Annotated in this window: 23 protein-coding genes; 7 read left to right on the top strand and 16 right to left on the bottom strand. The window is 65.7% G+C overall.

The genetic code is table 11. The annotated features are described in order from the left end of the window. Nucleotides 1-55: 55 nt before the first annotated feature. From AC1DNE_RS06635 to AC1DNE_RS06615, 5 genes are all read right to left on the bottom strand, one after another. Nucleotides 56-652, bottom strand: coding sequence for an IMPACT family protein (locus AC1DNE_RS06635; protein ID WP_476765174.1), 597 nt, complete (start codon nucleotides 650-652; stop codon nucleotides 56-58). 107 nt (nucleotides 653-759) lie between these two features. After that, entirely contained in the window at nucleotides 760-1,140 is a 381-nt protein-coding gene (locus AC1DNE_RS06630) for a SpoIIAA family protein (protein WP_441470468.1), read from the bottom strand. A 45-nt stretch (nucleotides 1,141-1,185) separates the two neighbouring features. Then, nucleotides 1,186-1,437, bottom strand: coding sequence for a hypothetical protein (locus AC1DNE_RS06625; RefSeq protein WP_476765175.1), 252 nt, complete (start codon nucleotides 1,435-1,437; stop codon nucleotides 1,186-1,188). 39 nt (nucleotides 1,438-1,476) lie between these two features. Beyond that, complete coding sequence (locus AC1DNE_RS06620) at nucleotides 1,477-1,734, bottom strand: hypothetical protein (protein WP_441470466.1); 258 nt, start codon at nucleotides 1,732-1,734, stop codon at nucleotides 1,477-1,479. Nucleotides 1,735-2,011: 277 nt separating this feature from the next. Next, nucleotides 2,012-2,872, bottom strand: a complete 861-nt coding sequence (locus AC1DNE_RS06615) for a DeoR/GlpR family DNA-binding transcription regulator (RefSeq protein ID WP_441470745.1) — start codon at nucleotides 2,870-2,872, stop codon at nucleotides 2,012-2,014. Between the two features lie 56 nt (nucleotides 2,873-2,928). Between AC1DNE_RS06615 and AC1DNE_RS06610 the strand changes: the two genes are divergently transcribed. From AC1DNE_RS06610 to AC1DNE_RS06595, 4 genes are all read left to right on the top strand, one after another. Continuing rightward, nucleotides 2,929-3,723, top strand: coding sequence for an inositol monophosphatase family protein (locus tag AC1DNE_RS06610; RefSeq protein WP_441470465.1), 795 nt, complete (start codon nucleotides 2,929-2,931; stop codon nucleotides 3,721-3,723). A 57-nt stretch (nucleotides 3,724-3,780) separates the two neighbouring features. Further along, nucleotides 3,781-4,839: an ABC transporter ATP-binding protein gene (locus AC1DNE_RS06605; protein WP_441470464.1), complete on the top strand. Its 1,059-nt coding sequence runs from the start codon at nucleotides 3,781-3,783 to the stop codon at nucleotides 4,837-4,839. Continuing rightward, on the top strand, nucleotides 4,836-6,476 hold the full coding sequence (locus AC1DNE_RS06600) for an ABC transporter permease (RefSeq protein ID WP_441470463.1): 1,641 nt from the start codon (nucleotides 4,836-4,838) through the stop codon (nucleotides 6,474-6,476). Before AC1DNE_RS06605 ends, AC1DNE_RS06600 begins: the two co-directional genes overlap by 4 nt. A gap of 82 nt (nucleotides 6,477-6,558) precedes the next feature. After that, nucleotides 6,559-7,557 (top strand): extracellular solute-binding protein, encoded by a 999-nt coding sequence (locus AC1DNE_RS06595; RefSeq protein WP_441470462.1) that lies wholly within the window; start codon nucleotides 6,559-6,561, stop codon nucleotides 7,555-7,557. 60 nt (nucleotides 7,558-7,617) lie between these two features. On the opposite strand, the gene AC1DNE_RS06590 is transcribed toward AC1DNE_RS06595, so the two are convergent. The 6 genes from AC1DNE_RS06590 to AC1DNE_RS06565 all read right to left on the bottom strand — a co-directional run bounded on the left by AC1DNE_RS06590 (nucleotide 7,618) and on the right by AC1DNE_RS06565 (nucleotide 12,877). Beyond that, nucleotides 7,618-8,520: a TIGR01459 family HAD-type hydrolase gene (locus AC1DNE_RS06590; protein ID WP_441470461.1), complete on the bottom strand. Its 903-nt coding sequence runs from the start codon at nucleotides 8,518-8,520 to the stop codon at nucleotides 7,618-7,620. After that, nucleotides 8,498-9,331, bottom strand: a complete 834-nt coding sequence (phnE, locus tag AC1DNE_RS06585) for a phosphonate ABC transporter, permease protein PhnE (protein ID WP_441470460.1) — start codon at nucleotides 9,329-9,331, stop codon at nucleotides 8,498-8,500. Before phnE (AC1DNE_RS06585) ends, AC1DNE_RS06590 begins: the two co-directional genes overlap by 23 nt. Continuing rightward, nucleotides 9,328-10,134, bottom strand: coding sequence for a phosphonate ABC transporter, permease protein PhnE (gene phnE, locus AC1DNE_RS06580; RefSeq protein ID WP_441470459.1), 807 nt, complete (start codon nucleotides 10,132-10,134; stop codon nucleotides 9,328-9,330). The genes phnE (AC1DNE_RS06585) and phnE (AC1DNE_RS06580) overlap by 4 nt, the downstream gene beginning before the upstream one ends. Continuing rightward, nucleotides 10,131-10,946, bottom strand: a complete 816-nt coding sequence (phnC, locus tag AC1DNE_RS06575) for a phosphonate ABC transporter ATP-binding protein (RefSeq protein ID WP_441470744.1) — start codon at nucleotides 10,944-10,946, stop codon at nucleotides 10,131-10,133. The genes phnE (AC1DNE_RS06580) and phnC overlap by 4 nt, the downstream gene beginning before the upstream one ends. Before the next feature lie 38 nt (nucleotides 10,947-10,984). Further along, nucleotides 10,985-11,974, bottom strand: a complete 990-nt coding sequence (phnD, locus tag AC1DNE_RS06570) for a phosphate/phosphite/phosphonate ABC transporter substrate-binding protein (RefSeq protein ID WP_441470458.1) — start codon at nucleotides 11,972-11,974, stop codon at nucleotides 10,985-10,987. A 120-nt stretch (nucleotides 11,975-12,094) separates the two neighbouring features. Further along, nucleotides 12,095-12,877, bottom strand: a complete 783-nt coding sequence (locus tag AC1DNE_RS06565) for a DeoR/GlpR family DNA-binding transcription regulator (RefSeq protein ID WP_441470457.1) — start codon at nucleotides 12,875-12,877, stop codon at nucleotides 12,095-12,097. A 264-nt stretch (nucleotides 12,878-13,141) separates the two neighbouring features. Here AC1DNE_RS06565 and AC1DNE_RS06560 point away from each other — a divergent pair, with 264 nt between their 5' ends. The 3 genes from AC1DNE_RS06560 (at nucleotide 13,142) to AC1DNE_RS06550 (ending at nucleotide 17,358) form a co-directional block, all read left to right on the top strand. Then, nucleotides 13,142-14,467 carry an ABC transporter substrate-binding protein gene (locus AC1DNE_RS06560; protein WP_476765177.1) on the top strand — a complete coding sequence of 442 codons (1,326 nt, stop codon included), beginning with the start codon at nucleotides 13,142-13,144 and terminating at the stop codon, nucleotides 14,465-14,467. 75 nt (nucleotides 14,468-14,542) lie between these two features. Beyond that, on the top strand, nucleotides 14,543-16,261 hold the full coding sequence (locus AC1DNE_RS06555; RefSeq protein WP_476765178.1) for an ABC transporter permease: 1,719 nt from the start codon (nucleotides 14,543-14,545) through the stop codon (nucleotides 16,259-16,261). A 2-nt stretch (nucleotides 16,262-16,263) separates the two neighbouring features. Next, nucleotides 16,264-17,358 (top strand): ABC transporter ATP-binding protein, encoded by a 1,095-nt coding sequence (locus AC1DNE_RS06550; protein WP_476765179.1) that lies wholly within the window; start codon nucleotides 16,264-16,266, stop codon nucleotides 17,356-17,358. A gap of 294 nt (nucleotides 17,359-17,652) precedes the next feature. On the opposite strand, the gene AC1DNE_RS06545 is transcribed toward AC1DNE_RS06550, so the two are convergent. From AC1DNE_RS06545 to tmk, 5 genes are read right to left on the bottom strand one after another with little or no spacing between them, the layout of a single operon-like run. Then, nucleotides 17,653-18,456, bottom strand: coding sequence for an MBL fold metallo-hydrolase (locus AC1DNE_RS06545; RefSeq protein WP_476765180.1), 804 nt, complete (start codon nucleotides 18,454-18,456; stop codon nucleotides 17,653-17,655). Nucleotides 18,457-18,464: 8 nt separating this feature from the next. Then, a complete protein-coding gene (locus AC1DNE_RS06540; RefSeq protein WP_476765209.1) occupies nucleotides 18,465-19,265 on the bottom strand; it encodes a TatD family hydrolase in 801 nt (266 codons plus the stop codon). Beyond that, nucleotides 19,265-20,824 carry a methionine--tRNA ligase gene (gene metG / locus AC1DNE_RS06535; protein WP_476765181.1) on the bottom strand — a complete coding sequence of 520 codons (1,560 nt, stop codon included), beginning with the start codon at nucleotides 20,822-20,824 and terminating at the stop codon, nucleotides 19,265-19,267. The genes AC1DNE_RS06540 and metG overlap by 1 nt, the downstream gene beginning before the upstream one ends. A gap of 21 nt (nucleotides 20,825-20,845) precedes the next feature. Next, nucleotides 20,846-21,916 (bottom strand): DNA polymerase III subunit delta', encoded by a 1,071-nt coding sequence (locus AC1DNE_RS06530; protein WP_441470450.1) that lies wholly within the window; start codon nucleotides 21,914-21,916, stop codon nucleotides 20,846-20,848. Beyond that, nucleotides 21,916-22,566, bottom strand: a complete 651-nt coding sequence (tmk, locus tag AC1DNE_RS06525; protein WP_476765182.1) for a dTMP kinase — start codon at nucleotides 22,564-22,566, stop codon at nucleotides 21,916-21,918. The genes AC1DNE_RS06530 and tmk overlap by 1 nt, the downstream gene beginning before the upstream one ends. Between the last annotated feature and the right edge of the window lie 7 nt (nucleotides 22,567-22,573).

Raw genomic sequence — 22,573 nt, 5'->3', positions numbered from 1 at the left:
CGCTCGATCTCTCCGGAAATCCGTCGATGAAGCGGTGGTCCAGCGAGCTTTGCCGCTATTCGTCCCACCTGATGATCGCGCGTCCGCTGGTCAGATCCGTCACCAGTCGAGCCACGCCATCCGCCTCGGCTTTTGGAGCCGACACTGACAATACGGCGCCAGTATCCGTGAAAGCCTGGTCGCGCACCTGCACGCCCGGAAACGCACCAAGCCGCGCCTGGACGAGCGTCAGGTCGCCGAACCCGCATGCGATCGTCGCCGAGATGGACTCGACCAGCGCCACCTTTTCGGCTGCGCGCAAGCTCAGGGCGGCCGTACCGCCATAGGCACGCATCAATCCGCCGCTGCCCAGCAGGACACCGCCAAACCAGCGCGTGACGACGACAGCGACGCCGTCGAGACCTTGCCCATCGATCGCCGCGAGGATCGGCTTGCCCGCAGTGCCGCTCGGTTCTCCGTTATCGTTGAAGCGATAGCTCTGCCCGAAGCGCCATGCCCAGCAATTGTGGTTGGCTGCGGGGTCGGAGTGTGCTGCGACGAAGTCCTTCGCCGTCGCCTCGTCGGCAACAGGACCGGCAGCCGCAATGAAGCGGCTTTTCTTGATCTCCTGCTGGGCAGTTGTGAGCTCAACAAGGGTAAAGCGCGCGACCATGCGCCCATGTAGCATGGTCCGCTCCAGGCAAGTCGATCTTCAGTCACGCGGCGCAGCGCAACGCGCGCCTGGCGATCATCGAAGCGACCGCTTTCTGCGATCGTTCGCTAACGATCCTGGGCCGCGTTGCCCTTCAGCCAAGCCAGCGCGCGTGCGTTCTCTTTTGCTGGAAACTGTTGGATCTCGGCCGCCACAATGTGCCTCGCGACGTGGGGAGCGAATTTCAAAAGCTCGCTGTCTGAAACGATCGCAACGCGTTCGACCTTGCGATGGTGGCCGATCACAAACTCCAGATGGGAGAGGAGGGCGCCGATGCTTTCCCAGCCAGGAAATGAAGCGGCATCAACCATCAGTCCTTTGAGCGACCCTTTGGCGGCGATGTAAGGATCGACAACCTCGGACAGCCGTTCGAAGTCTGCCTTCTCAAGGGGCCCGTGAGGCGCCAGGGTCACGATTCCCTCGTCTTGGAGAAGGTCGATCTGCAGCATCATCCTCTCCCGGCTGTGACGAGGCCGGCAAGGCCGCCGCCAGCCCTATTTGGGAAGGCACTCCACATTGTAGGCGACGATGATCTCCTTCGGCCCGACCTTGCCAACGAGCTGAAGTTCATCGAGAGCGCTTTTTAGCCTGGTTCCGGCCTCCTTCAGGCTGTCCTCCAGTTTTGACTTCGCTGACTTGCACCGCTCCTCGCTGGTGAATTCCTGAAAGACCACGGTGGGCAGAAGCCGCCATTCTGCCCGGTCGCTCGTGGCGATCGGGCTCACTGAGTAGGAGAAGACGTACATCAGGACCCACATGAGGACGGCCCCCTGTTGCGAGGATGCTCAGCGCCGACCTGCTCGATTCACTGGACCACCGCGATTCATGGGAGTTCCGGGCCGCACTCCGACGCCCGGCGCACCGACACCGGGGGTTGCCACTGCGGCGCGCGCAACCGGCCTGGGACGCAGCACGACACCGGGCCTTGCGATGCAGCCCGCCGGGTAGCCGACGTACTGACAATAGACAGCCGCTCGGACCTCTCCGGTGCTTGCGGCAGTCATCGCGGCCGTAATCGCCGCCAACAGGATTGGGAGCTTCATTTTGCCCTCCGTCGACCGAGTTTTTGCAGAGGCAATCTCTGGCGAAGGAAGTCTGCCGGTCTGGCAGATCTGCGCCAGCTGATCGGGGAGTGTCAGATGGCGCCCGAAAGGGAGGCAGGCGCTATTGTCCCTGAGGACAATACCTCAGCGGCGGATGGGGCTATCCACCGTCACAACGCGCAGGATTCCCGCTGACCCGGCTCATTTGGATCACGGGGGCGGAGCCCATCGCCGATGGGGCAGACACAACGGATGGCGAACGGGAAGCGGTGCGTCGCTAACTGTCAGCAACGATAACGCGCCCGACTGCACCCGAAAGGGCCGCCAATGCCGGCAATGCCCTGGCCTTCTTGTCCGTGACCAGCGCGGAAACGCGATCGAGCTCACAGAAGCGGACGCGGCTGATCACGCCGATCTTCGAATGATCGGCGATCAGAACCACGCCTCCCGAATTGATCGCCATGGCCCGGGCGATCTCGCCGGTGTGCTCGAAGAAATTCGTCGCAGCTCCATTGATGTCGACGCCGAAGGGCGACAGGAGAGCCAGGTCTGCCTTGAACCGATAGATGTCATTGATCGTCGATGCGCCGCCGGTCTCTGGCAGCTCATGCACGATCGAACCGCCGAGCAGAAAGACTCGGCTGCCGGTCCTTTGCTGGGTCGATGCCATCGTCGTCGCGACCTGCAGGGAATTCGTCAGGATGTTCAGCTCGGGTACGGTCTTGAGTTCCTCGGCCAGCGCCGCGGTGGTCGTGCCCCCGTCCAGGAACAGTGTCTGCCCGCTCTTGATCAAGGCCATCGCGGCGAGAGCAATGGCGCGCTTTTCTTTCAGGCGGACAGAGGACCGAGCCCCGTAGGACGGATCCTGTTCGGTGGTCACGCTGATCGCCCCACCATGGACCCGCCGCAGACTGCCCTCCTGCTCCATCGCCACCAGATCGCGGCGGATCGATTCATGCGAGACGCCGAACTCGTGGGCCAGCCGCTCGACCGAAACGCTGCCAAACGTTTCGAGCAGAGCGCGGATTCGCTGCTTTCTCTCCCCTTGCCACATGCCATGCATCTCCCCGAACCGGTTAATTGCACCGCTCGTGAAAGCAGCGCAACAGCCGCCTGAAAAAACCTCACAATCCCACATTGCCACAAATACGCACGAATGCTAAGCCGACTTCAAAGGCGCTTGGGGGCACGCGGATGCGGATCGAGAACAATCAGGCGGAATGGCTGGCCTTTGCCCTCCGCATGGCAGCCGAAAGCGGGGCTATCCTCCGGGAGGCGGCCGCCGTTCGCCCGGACGTCGAGGTCAAGCCCGACAAGAGCTTCGTCACGGCGCTCGACGCCCGCATCGAGCGCAGGCTGCGCGAAATGCTGGCCGACGGATTTCCCGCGCATGGCGTCCTCGGCGAAGAGGAGGGTCCGGCCAACCCTGACGCCGAGCATGTCTGGGTGCTCGATCCGATCGACGGCACCGCGGCTTTCATCGCAGGCCTGCCGGTTTACGGCACGCTGATCGCATTGATGCAGGCCGGCGAACCCATCATCGGCATCATCGACCACCCGGCGACCGGCGATCGCTGGGTCGGGGTGAGGGGAAGCCCGACGCTGTTCAACGGCAGGCCCTGTCGCACGCGCCGCTGTGGCTCCATGCAAGAGGCGATCCTGTCCGCCAGCAACCCCGATCTGTTCAACGACGAGGAGCGCCCGGCGCTCGATGCCATGCGGGCGGCGACGGCATGGAGGATCTGGGGCGGCGCATGCATGAGCTTCGGGCTGCTTGCGAGCGGCCGCACCGACATGTCCTTCGATGCCGGCCTGAAGCTCTGGGACTTCGCACCCTGCCGCCCGATCATCGAAGGTGCCGGCGGCGTCATCACCGACTGGGAAGGCCGGCCGATCACGCGCGAGACGGGGCAACGCATCCTGGCCGCGGGAGATCCCGAGCGCCATCGCGAGATGCTGAATCTCGTCGGGAGAGCGATGCAGAACTAGCCTGAACCGCTCCGAGACGGCGCCGATCCGCCGGAGCCTCCATTCGAGAGGGGAGACATGGGTATCGCAATCGAGGGCTTGGCCGTCGCCTATGGCGGCCAGCGCGTCATCGACGGGCTCGGGCTGACGATCGAGCCGGGCTCGTTCTTCACCCTGCTAGGCCCGAGCGGATGCGGCAAGACCACGCTGCTGCGCACCATTGCGGGTTTCGTTCCGGCCGAGCGCGGGCACCTGCGCTTCGGCGGCACGGAGGTCACGCATCTGCCGCCGCACAAGCGCGACATCGGTATGGTCTTCCAGGATTATGCGTTGTTTCCAGACAAGACGGTCTTCGACAACGTCGCCTACGGCCTGCGCGCCCGCAGGCAGCCGGAAGCCTCGATCAAGACCAAGGTCCAGGCGGCTCTGGAACGCGTCGGCCTCGGCCATCTCGGTGGCCGCCATCCGGCCGCGCTCTCCGGCGGCCAGCGCCAGCGCGTGGCGCTGGCGCGCGCCCTCGTCATCCAGCCGCAGGTGCTGCTGATGGACGAGCCGCTCTCCAATCTCGACGCCAAGCTGCGCCTGCAGGTGCGCGAGACCATCGTCGAGCTCCAGCGCGAGGCGAAGATCACCACGGTCTTCGTGACTCATGACCGGGAAGAAGCGCTCGCCATGTCCGACCGCATCGGCGTGATGAACAAGGGCCGGCTCGAACAGGTCGGCACGCCCGCCCAGATCTATCGCGAGCCGCGGACCGGCTATGTGGCGGATTTCGTCGGCGGAGCCAATCTGGTCGAGATCGAGACACCGGCGCGGCTGGCGGGTGAGACCGGCCCCGTTACGCTCGACGGCACCGCCATCGCGGCGCGCGCGCCGGCGGCGGTGGCGGCCGGCCGCGCGACGCTCGTGGCACGGCCGGAGGACATCCTGCTCGCGGAGCCCGGGAGCGCCGGCACCTTGCCCGCCAGGATCGCACACCGGCAATATCTGGGAGGCAAGACCAGCTACAAGGTCGCGCTCGACAGTGGCCGCGTCCTGGCGGTGGATCTTCAGAGCGGTGCACATGACCGTTTCGAGCCCGGCGCGAGCGTCGGCCTCGGCTTCGACCCCGCCCGCACGCTGGTGCTTGCGTCATGAGCCACCAGCTTCGCTCTGTCTGGTTCTGGTTCTCGGCACTGGCGCTGGCGATCCTGGCCGTCTTCCTGCTCTATCCGCTCCTGAACGTGCTCACCGGTAGCCTCGGGAGCGGCGGCCGCAACGGTTGGGCAACGCTCGCCAGCGACCCGAAATACTTTGCGGCCATCGCCAACACGATCGTGCTGGGCGTCGCCGTGACGCTCACGACAACGCTGATCGGCGTGCCGCTCGCCTATTTCACGGCGCGCTTCGATTTTCCCGGCAAGCCGATCGTCGCGGTGCTGCCCTTGATCACGCTGGTGATCCCTGAGGTCATCGCCGCGCAGACCTGGCTGATGATGCTCGGCAACAACGGCTTCATCACCCGCTGGCTGGGCGCGCGCGGCATCGACATGCCGAGCTTCTACGGCTGGCCCGGCCTGATCACCGTGCTGACCTTCACCTACTACACCTACACCTATATCGGCACGCTCGCGGCGATCCGCGGCTTCGACGTCCAGCTCGAAGAGGCCGCGCAGAGCCTCGGCACCTCGCCTGCGCAGTCGCGCTTCAAGGTCATGCTGCCGGTGGTGCTGCCCTCCGTGCTGGCAAGCGCGCTGCTGGTCTTCACGCTGGTCGTCGGCAATTTCGCCACCGCCACCATTCTCGGCAGCCGCGTGCAGCTGCTCTCGGTGCTCACCTATCAGGCGGCAGTCGCCGAAGGCGGCTCCGACCCGGTGATGCAGTCGACGCTGGCGACGGTCTCGATCGCTCTCGTCATGATCGTGCTTTTCGTCCAGCGCTGGATCGTCGCGCGCGGCCGCCACGAAGTGGTACAGGGCCGCGGCGCCCGATCCGAGCGCTTGCGAGGCGTGCCGGGCCTCGTCATCGGCACGCTCGCCGGCCTCTTGGTCGTGGTCTCGCTGCTGCCGCTCGGCTCGATCGTCGCCGGCGCCTTCACCGTCTCGCGCGGCCCGGTGATGCGCTGGGGCGAATGGACCACGGCCCATGTCGAGCGACTGGTCAGGATCGCGCCCGACCCGGTGATCAACACGCTGCTCTACTCGGCTGCCGCCACCGCCATCGGCATCACCTTCAGCGCGCTCGTCAGCTACCTCATCGTCAAGAAGCGGAACATCCTGACGCCGGCCCTCGACTATCTGACGGCGCTGCCGCTGGCCCTGTCGGGGACGATTATCGGCATCGGCCTGATCATGTCCTTCAACATCGGCTTCCTGCCGCTGACCGGCACGGCCAGCATCATCGTGCTCGCCTATATCGTGCGGCGGCTGCCCTTCGGCATCCGCAACTCCTCCTCGACGCTCTACAACATCCCGAACTCGATCGAGGAAGCCTCGATCAGCCTCGGCGTGCCGCCGGTCGCGACCTTCTTCAAGGTCGTGCTGCCGCTGATGCTGCCCGCCGTCGCCGCCGCCGCGGTGCTGACCTGGACGACCACCGTCGCCGAGCTCTCGGCCTCGATCATCGTCTATTCCGGCGGGCGCGAGACCATGCCGATCCAGATCTACAAGCTGATCGACTCCAACCTGATGGCGCCGGCCTCGGCCTATGGCCTCGTGCTGGTCGCGGTGATCCTGATCCCGATCATCGTCGCGACCCGCGTCTTCAAGATCGACCTGTTCTCGTCGAAGAGCTGAGCAGAGCCACCGAACGACAAGGCCGGGCCGGCGCCGCCTGCCGCCCGCGTCCAGAGGGGAAGGCGGAGAGAAAGGAACGACCATGACCCATCTGATCGACCGCCGCACCGTGATCGCCGGCCTTGCCGGCATGGCCGCCGCCCCGGCACTTGCCCAGAGCGCGTCGGGCACCGTGGTGCTCTACACCTCCAACAATGCCCAGGCGGTCGACGCCGTGCTCGGCGTCTCCAAGGAGAAGCAGCCCAACCTCAAGATCAGCACGATCACCGGCGGTTCGGGCCAGCTCCTGCGACGCATCGAGGCGGAAGCGGCCAAGCCGCAGGCCGATCTGTTCTGGAGCTCCAGCGCAAATACGCTCGGCGCCTTCAAGCAGCTCTTCGAGCCCTATGCCTCGCCCGAAGCCAAGGCGATTCCGGCGGCGCTGCGCCAGCCCGAAAATCTCTGGACCGCCTCGAACGTCCATCTCGTCGTGGCCATGGTCAACAAGAACCAGCTCGGCGGCAAGCCGGCGCCGAAGACCTGGAAGGACCTGCTCGACCCAGCCTTCAAGGGCAAGATCATCATCGCCGATCCGGCCAACAGCTCGACCGCCTACACGATCCTCTGGGGCGTCGACAAACTTCTGGGATCGGACGGCCTGAAGGCGCTCGCGGCCAACCTGACGGTCTCCAGCGCCGCCTCGACGGTGCTGCGCGCCGTCGGCCAGGGCGAATACGCGATCGGCCTCACCTTCGAGTCGAACGCCTATGCGTATGTTGCCGGCGGACAGCGCGAGATCTCGCTGCTCTATCCCGCCGAGGGAACCTTCTCGACGCCTGAATTCCAGGTTCTGGTCAAGGGCGCGCCTGCCGGTGCCGCCGCCAAGGCGGCCTATGATCTGATGCTGTCGAAGGAAGCCCAGATCGCACTGCTGGAGAACGCCTTCCGCCGGCCGAGCCGCAGCGACATCGACGTCTCCAAGCATGTCGAGCTGCCCGCCATCGACAGCGTCAAGGTCTTCGCCATCGACGAGGATGAAGCCGCGGCCAAGCGCGACGAGTTTCTCAAGCGCTGGCAGTCCTACGCCAGCGCCGCGAAGTAGCTCCGTTCTGTGAAATCCCCGGCCGCCTGACCGGCTGGCCGGGGTCGATGAGCTGCGACGCTACCAGGCGAAGCCGGCGAGGCAATATCGCGGCCGGAACGCCGCCTGGGCGAAGAGCGCTTCGCAACTATCGGCCTCCAGTTCCGTCTCTTTCGACCAGCTCAGATCATCCTTGTGGATGCCCCCCGCGATGAAGCAGGCATCGATACCGGCATTTGCCGCCCCCGCGACGTCGTGCTCGAGCGAGTCCCCGATCGCGAGAAGCCGGCTCGCCGGCAAAGCCGTCGACCTCAGGCAGCTTGCATAGATTCTCGGGTGTGGCTTGCCGTGATAGTGCACGGTGCCGCCCATGGTCTCATAGGCAAGTGCGACCAGTCCCGGCGCCTCGCGCAGGCTGCCATCGGCATGGACCCGGTGGCGATCGGGATTGCTGCAGATCATCGGCAAGCCACGCTGCAACGCCCGCACGAGCAACGGCTTCCAGCCGGACACGGATTGCCGCTCGGCATCCATGGTCATCGCGAAGAGGAAATCAGCCTCCTCCGGTGACTCCACCAGCGTCAGGCCAAGCCCGTTCGCCAAATGCTCCTCGCCGGGCCGGGCGAGCAGGAGGCAGCGTGAGCCGAGATTGCGATAGGCGGGCTCGCTGCGCGAGGCCAGGGCGTCGCGGGCATCGTCTCCGGCAGAGGCGACGTGATCGTAGAGCCGGCGCGCAAATCCCATGCTCGCGAGAACGGCCTCGTTCTCGCTGCCGCTGCGGCCCGAATTGGACAGGATGACGACGGCTTTTCCGGCAGCCCGCAGATGTTCGAGGCAGGCGACGGCGTGTGGATACGGCTTGCTGCCGTCATGCAGCACGCCCCACTGATCGAGCAGGAAACCGTCGTAGCGCTCCGCGACCTCCGCCAGCCCGGCGAGAAGGACGGTCTGCGCCTGCGGCTCAGACAATGCGGGAGCGGACATGGGCCGAGAGCGCCTCGCTGATGATCACGATGCCGAGGATCGCGATGAGGATGACGATCGCCTGCGACCAGGCGAACTGGTTGATCGAGGCGTAGAGCAGCAGCCCGATGCCACCCGCCCCAACGAAGCCGAGCACACTCGATTCACGGACATTGATGTCCCAGCGATAGATCGAGGTGCCGATCAGCACGGGCAGGATCTGCGGCAGGATGGCGACGCCATAGACCTGCAGCGTGCTGGCGCCAGTCGATTCCACCGCCTCGATCTGGCCGGCATCGACCTCCTCGATCGCCTCGGCGACCAGCTTGGCGATGAAGCCGACCGAACGCGCCGCGACCGCGCAGATGCCGGCGACCGGCCCCGGCCCGAAGATCGCGACGAAAACCAGCCCCCAGATCACCGTATTGATCGAGCGCGACAGCACGAGCATGCCGCGGCCGATCAGCCAGGTTCCCTGGTTCCAGGTGGTGTTGCGGGCGGCGAGGAAAGCGACCGGCAGGGCGAATACGATCGCGATCATCGTGCCGAGCGTGGCGATGTGCAGCGTCTCGATCAGCGGCTGGACGATGCGCGGCAGATAGGACCAGCGCGGCGGCCACATCCGCGCGATCAGATCTGCCGCCTGCTCGTGAGCGTCGGCGAAGAAGGCCCATTCGATGTCGAGAGCCGAGACCGACCAGGCGGCCGCGATGGCGATGCCGGCCAGCCAGAGCCAGTGCACGATGCGCTCGCGCGGCGAATAGCGCTCCCAACGGTCGGGATAGCCGCGCATGGGCGCGCCGCCGCGCGGAGGCTGCTGATGCGCCGTCATCTCAGTCTCCGCCTGGCCCAGTCGCTGAACCATTCGCCGAAGGCCACCATGGCTGCGATCGTCAGCAGGATCGCGCTGGCGAAGTCGAAATCATAGCGCGAGAACGAGGCGGAGAGCGTCTGGCCGATGCCGCCGGCGCCGACGATGCCGATCACGGTCGAATGGCGCAGGTTGGAATCGAGGCGGTAGATCAGCACGCCGAGCGTCTTGATCAGCACCTGCGGCACGACGGCGTAGAAGAAGGTCTGTCCGAAGCTCGCCCCCGTGGCGCGGATCGCCTCGACCGGACCGGGCTTCATGTTCTCGATGTCCTCCGCCAGCATCTTTCCGAGGAAGATCGCCGAGGAGAAAGCGAGCGTCAGCAGGCCCGCCACTGGACCGAAGCCGAAGAGCTTCACGAAGAAGATCGCGATGATGACCTCGTGGAAGGTGCGGCCGACCACGATGAAACCGCGCGCAGCGAGATACAACGGGCGAGGGGAGAGATTGGCTGCCGCAGCGATGCCAAGCGGGATCGAGAGCAGGGCGCCGATGATGGTCGCGGCGATGGCGATCTGCACGCTCTCGACCATGCCGGTGAGCAGAAGCTGCCAACGCCCGAAATCCGGCGGCACCATCCGCGCCAGGATATTCCAGGCTCGCGGCAGCCCGGCCAGAATGCGGGCGGTGTCGATGTTGAGCGTCGAGAGCGACCAGACGAGATAGGCAGCGACCAGCGCCCAGAACGCCAGGCGGCGTCCGGGGCTGCCGAAGATGCTGGGCGCGCGCCAATTGCTCGGGTAGGCGGCGGGCGCCGTCGTCATGGCAGCGCGCCCAGCGAGGCCGGGGCGGCAGCGGCGGGGGTCGCCTCCTCATCCTCCTCCTGCGGGCTCGACCAGTCCTCCTCGCCATAGATTCGGGTCAAGGCGGCATCGGTCAGTGCGGCGGCTTCGGCATCGAAGACGATCAGCCCGTCCTTCATGCCGATGATGCGGTCGGCATAGGCGCGGGCGAGCGCGACATCGTGAATGTTGATGATCGCCGGTGTCTGCCGTTCGGCGACCAGTTCGCGCACGAGCCGCATGATCTGCCGCGAGGTCTTGGGGTCGAGGCTCGCGGTCGGCTCGTCGAGCAGCAGCAGGTCCGGCCGTTGCATCAGCGCGCGGGCAATGCCGACGCGCTGGCGCTGGCCGCCGGAAAGCGCGTCGGCGCGCTGGTTGTGGTAGCCGTCGAGCCCGACACGGTCGAGCAGCGCGAAGGCGGCCTGGATGTCCGCCGGCGGGAAGCGATAGCGCAGCGAGGCGAGGAGCCCGGTATAGCCGAGCCGCCCGGACAGCACGTTCTGCATGACGCTGAGCCGCTCGACCAGATTGTATTCCTGGAAGATCATGCCGATGCGGCGGCGCGCGGCACGCAGGCCCTTGCGGTCGAGCGCGACGATGTCCTCGCCGTTGAGCCGGACGCTGCCGGCGGTCGGCTCGACCAACCGGTTGATGCAGCGGATGAAGGTGCTCTTCCCCGCGCCGGAAGAGCCGATGACCGCGACAAGCTGCGGTCGGTTGATGACGACGTCGACGCCGCCCAGAGCCTTCTTGCCGGTCGGATAGACCTTGGCGAGCCCCGCGACGGCCAGCAGCGGAGCGCCGCCGGCCGAAGCCCCTGAGACCGTCGACATCAATCGCCCTTCAGCTTCGAGAGGCCGTCCTGGGTATAGGTGATGCCGCTGTTGCTCTGGATCAGGATGATGTCGCTCCAGGCGTCCTTGTAGCTCAGCTCCTTGAAGCCCTTGGTGTCCTTGAACTCCTTGGCGAGGGCGGAATTCAGGAAGTCGAAGCTCAGGAAGGCCTGCTTGATCTTGGCCTGCAGCTCGGGCTTGAGATCGTGCGCGACGCCGAAGGCCGTGCGCGGGAACGGGCTGGATTCATAGACGATGCGGATGTCGTCGCGCTTGAACATGCCACGGTCGGCCATGCGCTCGACCACGCTGGAGGCGACCGGGGCGGCGTCATAGTCCTTGTTGACCACGCCCATGATCGAATTGTCGTGCTTGCCGGAATAGAGGACCTCGTAGTCCTTGCCCGGCACGATGCCCTTTTCCTTGAACAGGATGCGCGGCGCGGTATCGCCGGAGTTTGAGGACGGGGCGACATGGGCGACGCGCTTGCCCTTCAGGTCGGCGATGCTTTTGATCGGCGAGTCCTTCGGCACGATGAGCTGCAGCGTGTAGCCGATCGAATCGTCCTTCTTGGCCATTGCGACGATCGGGACGAAGCCGGCGAGATTGACCGCGAACGGTGTCGGCCCGCTGGCGACGCCCGCGATGTGCAGCCGCCCGGAGCGCATGGCCTCGACCTGCGCGGCGTAGGATTCCGCGCCGAACCATTTGATCTTCTTGCCGGTGATCTTGCTCAGATGGGCGAGGAAATCGGCGAAGACGTTCTCGTAGACCGACGGATCCTCGACCGGCGTATAGGAGAAGATCAGCGTGTCCGGGTCCTTCTGCTTCGCTGCGTCGGTGGGCGTGTCGGCGAGGAGGTCCCGGTTCGCGTCGCAGTAGCGGGCATCGAGCGTGCCCCGATTCGGGCATTCCTGCGCCTGAGCCGGGCCCGCGAGCCCGAAGCCGAGAGCGAACAGGCAAATGGACGCGATCTTGGCGCTGAGCATGGCAACCTCCCTGGAACCGGCGCTCTTGAAACGGCGCTCGTGTAAGATTTCTTCCATCCTGATCAAAATCGACCAGCGAGGCAAGCGCCGGCTAAGCAATAGCGGGGCGCGGCAAGCCCGTCAGGCGACGAGCCAGTTCGTTCCGGCGTGCTCCCAGGCTTCCCGCAAGGGGAGGGGGGGCTCGGCATCGACGACGACGAGGCTGAAGGCTTCGGCGGCCGCGACCCGCGCCGTGCCGACCTGCTCGAACTTGGTGTGGTCGGCCACGGCGATCGTCCGCCGCGCACGGCTGATTGCCGCCTGGCGGACAGCGATCTTCTCCAGGTCGAAATCCATCGGCGCGCCGTCATCGTCGAAGCCGCCCAATCCGAGAATGGCATAGTCGAAGCGGAAGCCCATGATGCTTGTGATCGCCGCATGCCCGACGAGGGAGCCATTGGCCCCACGGGTGGTGCCGCCGGTGACGACGACATCGAAGACGCCGCCGCTGCAAAAGATCTGGGCGACGGAAACGCTCGCTGTCACCACCCGCAGCCCGGGCTTCCTCAGCAGCGCGCGAGCTGTTGCCTCCACGGTGGTGCCGACATCGAGGAAGACCGAAGCGCCGGGCGGCACGAGGTCCGCAACCGCCTTGCCGATCCGCTGCTTACCCTCCGGGGCGATTGTCAGTTTCTGGGCATAGGCGGAACGGATCCCGCCGGAAGCCAGCCCCGCGCCGCCATGGAAACGCTGCAGAAAATTGCCGGCCTGGAGCCGGATGATCTCGCGCCGGACGGTCTGCGCCGATACGCCGAAACGATCCGCCAAGGTCTCAATCGTTGTAAAGCCGAGCTCCTGGACAAGCGTCAGGATCTCACGCTGCCGGGGCGTGAGGTCGGAGGAGGGCGGGGCGGAGGCACTCATGGATGCACGGGCTTCAAGGGGGGCCGGAAGTCGCAGGCTTGCACGTGGACGCCCGTTCTAAAAGCCCGTCGACCTGCGGAGGCGGGCAGCCCCACCCAAGCTTATCCGGACGCGTGACGATTGATGATGGTCGATTTCTTCCAATTGCGAGGGTGACAGCCGACGCGGTTTTGTGACAGCCTCATGACAAAAGGCCGCGACAACAGCGGCAGGGGTGTTTCGCGAGCATGAGCTTCGCGAAGCGCATAGAGGGAGGAAATCGGCATGTTTACCCGCAGGGTCGCTCTTGCTGTCGCGTTCGGCGTCGCGGCCGCCTCAGCAGCGTCGGCGCAAGCGCCTTCCGGCAAGGTCACGGTGGTGACCTCCTTTTCCAAGGACGTCACGGATCCGATCAAGAAGGCCTTCGAGAAAGCCGTTCCCGGCGTCGCGCTGGAGGTCCAGAACCGCAACACCAATGCCGGCGTCAAATATCTTGAAGAGACCAAGGCCAACAACCAGGTCGACCTGTTCTGGGCGTCAGCGCCCGATGCCTTCGAGGTGCTGAAGGGCAAGCAGTTGCTGATGCAGTACAAGCCGAAGGCGGCGGGCATACCCGACAAGATCGGCTCCTATCCCGTCAACGATCCGCAGGGGTATTACTTCGGCTTCGCGGCGTCCGGCTATGGCATCATGTGGAACGAGCGCTACGCCAAGGCCAACAAGCTGCCCGAGCCGAAGGATTGGCAGGACCTCGCGAAACCGGCCTTCTACGATCATGTCTCGATCGCTTCCCCGGCCCGTTCCGGCACGACGCATCTGACGATCGAGACGATCCTCCAAGGTGAAGGCTGGGACAAGGGCTGGCGCACCATCAAGGAGATGGCCGGCAACTTCAATGCGATCACCGAGCGTTCGTTCGGCGTGCCGGAGGCGGTGAATTCGGGCCAGGTCGGAGTCGGCATCGTCATCGATTTCTTTGCCTTCTCGGCCCAGGCCTCCGGCTTTCCCGTCAAGTTCGTCTACCCCACCGTGACGACGGTGGTGCCGGCTAATGTCGGCATCGTGGCCAACGCGCCGAACAAGGCGGCCGCCGAAGCCTTCGTCGAGTTCCTGCTCTCGTCGACGGGGCAGGAGGTCCTGCTCGAGCCGGGCATTCGGCGCCTTCCGATCAATCCGGCTGTTTATGCCAAGGCAGGCGCCGACTACCCCAATCCCTTCACCGATCCACGCTTCCAGAAGATGATCGGCTTCGATGTCGACAAGTCGGAAGCCCGCACCGCCAGCGTCGATACGCTGTTCGACCAGTTGATCTCTTTCCAGCTCGATAATCTGAAGGGCGTGACCAAGGTGCTGCACGAGGTGGATGCCGCGCTGGCGAAGAAGCCCAACGCCCAGGCCCGTGCATTGGCCGACGAGGCCCGCAATCTGATCGCCGCCATGCCGGTGACGGAGGCACAGGCGTCGAGCGCGGAGATCAAGGGCGCCTTCACCGGCGGCAAGGAGAAGGGCGCCCGTCAGGCCCAGCTCGAAAGCCAGTGGGCGAGCTTCGCGCGAGACAACTATGCCAAGGCCAAGGCCAAGGCCGAAGAAGCGCTCAAGGCGGCGAAGTAACGGCCGATGCCGTCATCCCGGAAGGCTGCGGCCGGTCCGGGATGACATGGTGCACCGACGATCGATCGAGAGCGCATGACCGCCGTCCCAGTCGCTGCCTCCCTCCGCGCAAGCAGGCTATCGGCCACGCCCGGGCAGATCGCGCTGGCGCTCGCCATCGCGATCTTCCTGCTGCTGTTCCTCGTCCTGCCGGTGGCGACGGTGCTCTACGTCGCCTTCACCGAAAAGGGCTCCGGCGGGTTCACGCTCATCAACTTCTACGATTTCGTCCGCACGGAGCTGTTCATTCGCTCGCTGTGGAACTCGTTCTATGTCTCGGCCATGTCGGTGGCATGGGCCTCGGTCTTTGCGCTGCCGCTCGCCTATCTGACCACGCGCTTCGTCTTTCGTGGCGCAGTTCTGATCCAGACGCTCGGCTTCCTTCCGCTGATCATGCCACCCTTCGTCGGAGCGGTGGCGATGCAGCTCTTCTTCGGGCGGAACGGCTCGATCAACCTGCTGCTGGACGATTGGTTCGGCTTCAAGATCGGGTTCATGGAGGGGCTGAACGGCGTCATCTTCGTCCAGTCCGTCCATTATTTTCCCTTCATCCTGATCAATCTCTCCGCGGCGCTGCGCAATATCGATCGGGCCATGGAGGAGGCGGCGCAGAACCTTGGATGTTCGGGTTTTCGGCTGTTCCGCCGCATCGTCTTCCCGCTGGCGCTGCCGGGCTATCTCGCCGGCGCCTCGCTGGTCTTCGTCAAGGTCTTCGACGATCTTGCCACGCCGCTGCTGCTCAACGTCAAGGAAATGCTGGCGCCGCAGGCCTATCTGCGCGTCACCTCGATCGGTATCGCCGATCCGATGGGTTACGTGATCTCCGTCGTGCTGATCGTCGCATCGGTGATCGCGATGTGGCTGTCGGCGCTGGCGCTGAAAGGGCGCGACTACGCAACCACGCAGCGCGGCGGCGGCGGCCTGACGAAGCGCAGGATGACGCGCGGCGAAGCCGTGCTCGGCTATGGCATCGTCATCCTGATCCTGGGGCTGGTGCTGGCCCCGCATCTCGGCCTGCTGGTTCTGTCGTTCGCGACGGTGTGGTCATTCTCGCCGCTGCCCGATGGCTTCACGACCGCCCATTATGCCCGCGTCTTCGGCGAAAGCTCCCTCTACATCAAGAACACCCTGATCTATGCGACGCTCGCCGGCGCGATCGACGTGGTGATCGGCGTCGCCATCGCCTATCTCGTGCTGCGGACCAAGCTGATCGGCCGCGAATGGCTTGACTGGGCTGCCTCCGCGGCGCTCGCCATTCCCGGCGTCGTGCTCGGCATCGGCTATCTGCGGACATTCTACGGCATCACCTTGCCGGACGGTACGCCGCTCGCGGCGCTCTGGGTCACCATCGTGCTCGCGTTGGCGATACGGAGGCTGCCCTATGCCCTGCGCGCCTGCTACGCGGCGCTGCAGCAAATCTCGGCCTCGCTCGAGGAAGCGGCGGAGAATCTCGGGGCGACCAAGGCGCGAACGGTCCGCCGGATCGTCGTGCCCCTGATGACGGGGGGCATCCTGGCGGGCTTCGTCACGAGCTTCTCGACCGCGGCGGTCGAGCTTTCGGCGACCCTGATGCTGGTGCAATCCAACTCCGACGCTCCGCTGGCCTATGGGCTCTACGTCTTCATGCAGTCGGCGGCGGGCAGGGGGCCCGGTGCGGCGCTCGGCGTGGTGGCCGTCCTGCTCGTGGCGCTCTGCACCTTCCTGTCGCATCTCATCATCGAACGCAGCCAGAAGGCCAGAGGGCAGGGCCATTGACCATGACCGCATCCGCGATCGCCACGCCCGCCGTCTCCGTCGATATCGAGAGCGTCAACCTCTCCTATGGCGACAACCATGTGCTGAAGGATGTGAGCCTGGCGATCCGGCCGGGTGAATTCTTCGCCTTCCTCGGGCCGTCAGGCTGCGGCAAGACCACGCTGCTCAGGTTGATCGCCGGCTTCAACCAGGCCGATACCGGTCGCATCGTCATCGGCGGGAGGGATATTTCATCGCTTCCGCCCTGGAAGCGCGATGTCGGCATGGTCTTTCAGTCCTATGCGCTCTGGCCGCATATGACGGTGCGCGCCAATGTCGCCTTCGGACTGGAGGAAAGGGGCGTTCCCAAGGCCGAGATCGAGCGGCGGGTCGAGGCTGCGCTCAGCTTGGTGGGGCTCTCGCACCTGGCCGGTCGGAGGCCTTCGCAGTTGTCGGGAGGGCAGCAGCAGCGCGTCGCCGTGGCGCGCACCATCGCCGTGGAGCCGAAGGTGCTGCTCCTCGATGAGCCGCTCTCCAATCTCGACGCGAAGATGCGCGTGCAGGTGCGCCGCGAGTTGCGCGACCTGCAGCAACGGCTCGGGTTGACGACGATCTTCGTCACCCATGACCAGGAGGAGGCCAATACCATCTGCGACCGTATCGCCGTGATGAACGACGGTGTCGTCCAGCAGGTCGGCACCCCGATGGAGCTCTATGAGCGCCCGGCAAATCTGTTCGTCGCGAACTTCCTCGGCACAGCGAACATCCTCGCCGGCAAGATCGTCGGCAGCGGTGACGCGCAGCGCTTCGAGCTCGAAGGTGGGATCGCAGTTCCGATGGCCGGCGAGGCATCGGTGCCGGACCATGCCAAGCTGCTGTTCCGCCCGCAACATGCCGCGCTGGAGCTTCCGGGGACGGGCGCGGGCGACGCGCTGTCCCTGCCGGCCAGGATCGCCCGCTGCGAGTTTCTGGGCTCCAGCATGCGCTACGGCGTCCTCGTCGGTGCTACGGAAGTCTCGGTCGATATGCCCTTTCAGTCGGGCCGTACGGTTTTCGGGGTCGGCACCGACGTCTCGCTGCGGCTCTCCACGAAGTCGCTGCAGTGGCTGGATTGCTAGCCGTGCTCCTGCCGGAAGCGGCTCCGGCGCCTCGATGATCTGCTCCATCACGGCGTCGACTGGACCGAGCTCACATGCGATCGCGTCAACCGACAGCTTCTTGGCATGCGGAGGGTAGATCCGGCGGCGTTCGTGCGGATCGAAATGCCGGTAGGCGACGGCCGTCCAAAAGCACTCCCGGCGTAACTCGCGGATTTCTCTCACAAGCGGCACCTGGAAATGGAACCTGCTTTCCACATAAGCGATTCGCATAAGACATATTATGGAACAGTCTTGGGTGTCGAAACTGGTGCCTTACCCGGCAATCGTCAGCGTCATTCCATCAAACGCCACTGCGATATTGTCCGCCAAGCGACTGGTAAGTCCGGCATAATCCAGATCGACATGGAGATTGGTCAGGATTGCGCGCCGCGGCTTCAGTTCGGCGATCGCGGCGAGCGACTGCGCCAGATGGAAATGGCTCGGATGCGGCGTCTCGCGCAGGCAGTCCAGGATGAGGACATCGAGGCCGGCCATGGTCTCCATCGCCGCTGGCGGGATCAGGCTGACATCCGGCAGATATGCCAGGGAGCCGAAACGGAAGCCGAGCGCCTCGTAGTTCGGCCCGTGCTCGACCCGGAATGGCAGCGCCTCGATCGGCCCGCCGGCGCCATCGATGGTCTGGCTGCGGCCAGCCGTGATCTGATCGACATCCAGGATCGGCGGGTAATAGCTGCCTGCTGGGGTCTCAAAGAGATAGCCGAAGCGTGAGCGCAGCGAGGCCTGCGTCGTCGTGTCGGCATAGATGCGGATGCGCTGGCGCATATGCAGGACGAGCGCGCGCAGATCGTCGATGCCATGGAGGTGGTCGGCATGGTCATGCGTCATCAGCACGCCGTCGAGCGCCTCCACCTCGGCGGACAGCAGCTGTTCGCGCAGATCCGGAGAGGTATCGACCAGAACGCGTGTGGTGCCGTCCGGCCCCGAGCGCGTCAGCAGGATCGAGCAGCGCCGCCGGCGGTTCTTTGGATTGCTCGGGTCGCATGCGCCCCAGCCGGACCCCGGCCTTGGCACGCCGCCCGAGGAACCGCAGCCGAGGATCGTAGCCGTCAGCGTCATGGCGCGGATCAGGCGACCTGCGCGACCGGCGCGGCGTGGTCCATCTTCCAGTAGCAGTGCCGGGCGTTCTCGCTGGTGATCCGTGCGGCCTCGTCGAAGGACACACCGATCGCATCCGCCAGAACCTTCGCCGTTTCAACGACATAGGCCGGCTCGTTGCGCTTGCCCCTGAACGGAACGGGGGCCAGATACGGGGCGTCCGTCTCGACCAGCAGGCGCTCGCGCGGCACCATCCGAGCGATACGGCGGAGGTTTTCCGAGGTCTTGAAGGTCAGGATGCCGGAGAAAGACACATAGAAGCCCAGTTCGACGCCGGCCATGGCGAGCGCCTCGCCGGCCGTGAAGCAATGCAGGATGGCCGGGAAGGCGCCCTTCCCGGTTTCCTCCCGCAGGATCGCGATCATGTCGTCATCCGCCTCGCGGGCGTGGATGACGAGCGGAAGCTGCGTCAGCCGGGCGGCGGCGATATGGGTTCGCAGTCCTTGCGCCTGCGCATCACGCGGGCTGGAATCGTAGTGATAGTCGAGCCCCGCCTCGCCGATGGCGACGCAGCGCGGATGGCGCGACAGCTCCGCCAGCCGCTCGGCCGTGACGTCGAGCTCCTCATGCGCATTGTGCGGATGCGTCCCGACCGAGAACCAGACCGACGGGAAGCGTTCCGCGATCGCGGCATAATCCGCGAAACGCGCGACGCGGGTCGAGATCGTGACCATCCGGCTGACGCCTGCGGCTTCGGCCCGCGCGACATAGGCCGGCAGTTCCGCGGCGAAGTCCGGGAAATCGAGATGACAGTGTGTGTCGATGACCATCACGCGGCCTGACCGTCCTCGGGCTCGACGTAGCGCGGAAACACGGCGCTCGGCGCCGGCAGCGGCGTGCCGCTGACCAGACGGCCGGCCTCGCCGAGCACAGCGAAATTGCGCGCATCGGCGGGCACGCCGAGCAGATCGAGCAGCTTGCCCGCCGCCTCCGGCATTACCGGCTGCACCAGTATTGCGACCTGCCGGATCACCTCGATCGTGACGTAGAGCACGGTGTCGCGGCGCGCCGGATCGGTCTTGGTCAGGCGCCAGGGCTCGTTGGCGGCGAAGTAGCGGTTCGCCTCTGCGACAACAGCCCAGAGATCGGCCAGCAGGTTATGCAGGGCATAATCGAGCATCGCGGTCCGCGCCTTGGCGAGCGCGCCGTCGGCCATGGCGAGCATCGCCTCGTCCGCCTCGGTCAGCGCCCCGCAAGGCGGCACCCTGCCCTCGCAGTTCTTGGCGATCATCGACAGCGAGCGCTGCGCCAGATTGCCGAGATCATTGGCGAGATCGGCATTGATCCGCCCGACGATGGCATCGTGGCTGTAATTGCCGTCCTGGCCGAAGGAGACCTCGCGCAGGAAGAAATAGCGCAGCTGGTCGACGCCATAGGTCGCGGCGAGGTCGAAGGGGTCGACGACGTTGCCGAGCGACTTCGACATCTTCGTGCCCTTGTTCAGCAGGAATCCGTGACCGAAGACACGCTTCGGCAGCGGCAGCCCCGCCGACATTAGAAAGGCAGGCCAGTAGACCGTGTGGAAGCGCACGATGTCCTTGCCGATGATGTGGACATCGGCCGGCCAGTAATGCGCGCGCGGGCTCGCCGGATCGGGAAAGCCCGTTCCGGTCAGGTAGTTGTTGAGCGCGTCGACCCAGACATACATGACGTGCTTCGGGTCGCCCGGAACCGGCAGGCCCCAGTCGAAGGTCGTGCGGCTGATCGACAGGTCCTCGAGCCCGCCCTTGACGAAGGAGACGACCTCATTGCGCCGTGTCTCGGGCGAGACGAAGTCCGGCACATCCTCGTAGAGCTTGAGCAGCGCGTCCTGGTACTTGGCGAGTCGGAAGAAATAACTCTCCTCCTCGACCCATTCGACCGGAGTGCCCTGCCCTCCCAGCCGCGTGCCGTCGGGCTGGAGGGTGGTCTCCTCCTCGCCGTAGAAGGCCTCGTCGCGCACGGAATACCAGCCGGAATACTTGGCGAGATAGATGTCGCCATGGGCTTCCATCCGCCGCCAGAGCTCGTCGGTCGAGACCTCGTGGTCGGGGTCGGTGGTGCGGATGAAGCGGTCGAAGGAACAGCCGAGGCGCTGCTCCATCTCTTGGAAGCGCGCCGCGATCTTGTCGACGAACTCCTTCGCCGACAGGCCGTTCTGGGCCGCCGTACGCTGAACCTTCTGGCCGTGCTCGTCCGTGCCGGTCATGGCGAAGACGTCGAAGCCGTCGAGCCGCTTGAAGCGCGCGATCGCGTCCGCCGCCACCATCTCATAGGCGTGGCCGATATGCGGCGGCCCGTTGGTGTAATGGATCGCGGTCGTCAGGTAGAATTTCGGGGCGGTTGCCATCGTCTGTCCGAGAGCTTCGCTTCACGCTGCGCGCGAGCGGGAAACCGCAGCCGACAGATCATGAAACATCGTCATCACCAGCGGTCGACGGTCGAGATTGTAGGTCTCGACCTCTCGCGCCTGCTGTCCCAGCTTTTCCCATACCTCGGCAAGTGGTGCAAGGCGCGCCGGTTGCGCTGCAGCATGCGCGTGGAGATGATCGGAGATCCAGCCCTGCACCGTCTCGATCATCACCGCGAAATCGCGCTCGCCGGCCTTGCCGGCGACATCCTCGGCCAGGGCCAGCAACGCCGGGGTATCGACATGCGGCAACGCGTCGAGACGCGCCCTCACCGCTTCGACCAGAGCGAGCGTCTCCGGATCGACATAGGTCAGCGCCCGCCGCACAGAGCCTTCGGCGAGGCCCGCGGCGCGGCGCAATGCGGAGGCGTCGAACGGCGCCTCCATGCGCGCGAGCGCCAGGCTTCCGGCCTCGATCACACCGGCCTCATCGAGCGGGGCGAAGGTCAAAAGGCGACAGCGAGAGCGGATCGTCGGCAGCATCCTCCCCGGCGCATGGGCGACGATCAGGAACAGCGCCCGCGGCGGCGGCTCCTCCAGCAACTTCAGCAGTGCATTGGCGGCGGAGCGCTCCATATCCTCGGCGGAATCGACGATGCAGACGCGCCAGCCACCTTCGGCGGCGCTCGCACCGAAGCGATCGATCACGCGCCGCACCGCATCGACGGGAATGTTGCTGGTGTAGCTCTTGCCGTCCGGCTTCGGCAGCCGCCGCAGCAGATGCAGATCGGGATGCGACTGCGCCATGATGCGCCGCGAGGCGGGGTCGCCTTCGGGCATGGCGAGATCGGTTTTCTGCGCCGCCCGCGTCCTCGGATCGCCAGCGGCGAGCATGAAGCGCGCCGCGCGATAGGCGAAGCTCGCCTTGCCGATGCCTTCCGGCCCGCCKAGCAGCCAGGCGTGATGCATCCTGCCGGACGTGACGGCGTCGAGGAAGGCTCGCTCCTGCGCCTCGTGGCCGATCAGGCTCAACGTCTCGCGCGGATGCGGCGCGGTCGGCAGCCGGTCGGGTTCGTCGCTGGTCTCTCGCATCACGCTTCCGGTCTGATCTGAAGGCGCTCGCCCACCGCCTTCCATGCCGCTTCGGCGAGCGCCTCGGGCGGCAGCGTCGCATCGAGCACGACGCAGCGCTGCGGCTCGCGGGCGGCAATGTCGCGATAGGCTTGGCGCAGATTGCGATGGAAGGCCAGCGTCTCGCCCTCGAAGCGATCGACCGCCTCCCCCGGACGACGACGTTTTGCGGCGCGGGCAAGGCCGATTTCGGGATCGAGATCGAGGATCAGGGTGAGATCCGGCATCAGCCCGGCGATGGTCACGGATTCGAGTTCGGCCAGCAGAATCGGATCGATCTTGCCCAGCACGCCCTGATAGACCCGCGTGGAATCGATGAAGCGATCGCAGATCACCCATTCGCCGCCTTCCAGCGCAGGGCGGATCAGGCTGTCGATATGGTCGATCCGCGCGGCCGAGAACATCAGGGCCTCCGCAAAGGCGCCGTAGTCCTTGGCTTGCCCGGCCAGGATCATCTCGCGAATGGCCTCGGCCTTGGGCGAGCCGCCGGGCTCACGCGTCGTCCGCGTCGGGAAGCCGGCGTCTCCGAGCCGCGCAGCCAGCGCGCGCGCCAGCGTCGATTTGCCGGCGCCCTCCCCGCCTTCGAGGGTGATGAAACGTCCCTTGTCCATGTCGATC

The sequence above is a fragment of the Allobosea sp. 05L423 genome (genome assembly GCF_056397745.1).
Note: the sequence above shows the minus strand (reverse complement) of the source record. Positions and strands in the feature narration are given on the sequence as shown.

Excerpts from the sequence above, each read along its gene's own strand:
- AC1DNE_RS06635 (WP_476765174.1), bottom strand. The coding sequence starts at position 652 with ATGGTCGCGCGCTTTACCCTTGTTGAGCTCACAACTGCCCAGCAGGAG.
- AC1DNE_RS06630 (WP_441470468.1), bottom strand. The coding sequence starts at position 1,140 with ATGCTGCAGATCGACCTTCTCCAAGACGAGGGAATCGTGACCCTGGCG.
- AC1DNE_RS06625 (WP_476765175.1), bottom strand. The coding sequence starts at position 1,437 with ATGTACGTCTTCTCCTACTCAGTGAGCCCGATCGCCACGAGCGACCGG.
- AC1DNE_RS06620 (WP_441470466.1), bottom strand. The coding sequence starts at position 1,734 with ATGAAGCTCCCAATCCTGTTGGCGGCGATTACGGCCGCGATGACTGCC.
- AC1DNE_RS06615 (WP_441470745.1), bottom strand. The coding sequence starts at position 2,872 with ATGTGGGATTGTGAGGTTTTTTCAGGCGGCTGTTGCGCTGCTTTCACG.
- AC1DNE_RS06610 (WP_441470465.1), top strand. The coding sequence starts at position 2,929 with ATGCGGATCGAGAACAATCAGGCGGAATGGCTGGCCTTTGCCCTCCGC.
- AC1DNE_RS06605 (WP_441470464.1), top strand. The coding sequence starts at position 3,781 with ATGGGTATCGCAATCGAGGGCTTGGCCGTCGCCTATGGCGGCCAGCGC.
- AC1DNE_RS06600 (WP_441470463.1), top strand. The coding sequence starts at position 4,836 with ATGAGCCACCAGCTTCGCTCTGTCTGGTTCTGGTTCTCGGCACTGGCG.
- AC1DNE_RS06595 (WP_441470462.1), top strand. The coding sequence starts at position 6,559 with ATGACCCATCTGATCGACCGCCGCACCGTGATCGCCGGCCTTGCCGGC.
- AC1DNE_RS06590 (WP_441470461.1), bottom strand. The coding sequence starts at position 8,520 with ATGTCCGCTCCCGCATTGTCTGAGCCGCAGGCGCAGACCGTCCTTCTC.
- phnE (WP_441470460.1), bottom strand. The coding sequence starts at position 9,331 with ATGACGGCGCATCAGCAGCCTCCGCGCGGCGGCGCGCCCATGCGCGGC.
- phnE (WP_441470459.1), bottom strand. The coding sequence starts at position 10,134 with ATGACGACGGCGCCCGCCGCCTACCCGAGCAATTGGCGCGCGCCCAGC.
- phnD (WP_441470458.1), bottom strand. The coding sequence starts at position 11,974 with ATGCTCAGCGCCAAGATCGCGTCCATTTGCCTGTTCGCTCTCGGCTTC.
- AC1DNE_RS06565 (WP_441470457.1), bottom strand. The coding sequence starts at position 12,877 with ATGAGTGCCTCCGCCCCGCCCTCCTCCGACCTCACGCCCCGGCAGCGT.
- AC1DNE_RS06560 (WP_476765177.1), top strand. The coding sequence starts at position 13,142 with ATGTTTACCCGCAGGGTCGCTCTTGCTGTCGCGTTCGGCGTCGCGGCC.
- AC1DNE_RS06555 (WP_476765178.1), top strand. The coding sequence starts at position 14,543 with ATGACCGCCGTCCCAGTCGCTGCCTCCCTCCGCGCAAGCAGGCTATCG.
- AC1DNE_RS06550 (WP_476765179.1), top strand. The coding sequence starts at position 16,264 with ATGACCGCATCCGCGATCGCCACGCCCGCCGTCTCCGTCGATATCGAG.
- AC1DNE_RS06545 (WP_476765180.1), bottom strand. The coding sequence starts at position 18,456 with ATGACGCTGACGGCTACGATCCTCGGCTGCGGTTCCTCGGGCGGCGTG.
- AC1DNE_RS06540 (WP_476765209.1), bottom strand. The coding sequence starts at position 19,265 with ATGGTCATCGACACACACTGTCATCTCGATTTCCCGGACTTCGCCGCG.
- metG (WP_476765181.1), bottom strand. The coding sequence starts at position 20,824 with ATGGCAACCGCCCCGAAATTCTACCTGACGACCGCGATCCATTACACC.
- tmk (WP_476765182.1), bottom strand. The coding sequence starts at position 22,566 with ATGGACAAGGGACGTTTCATCACCCTCGAAGGCGGGGAGGGCGCCGGC.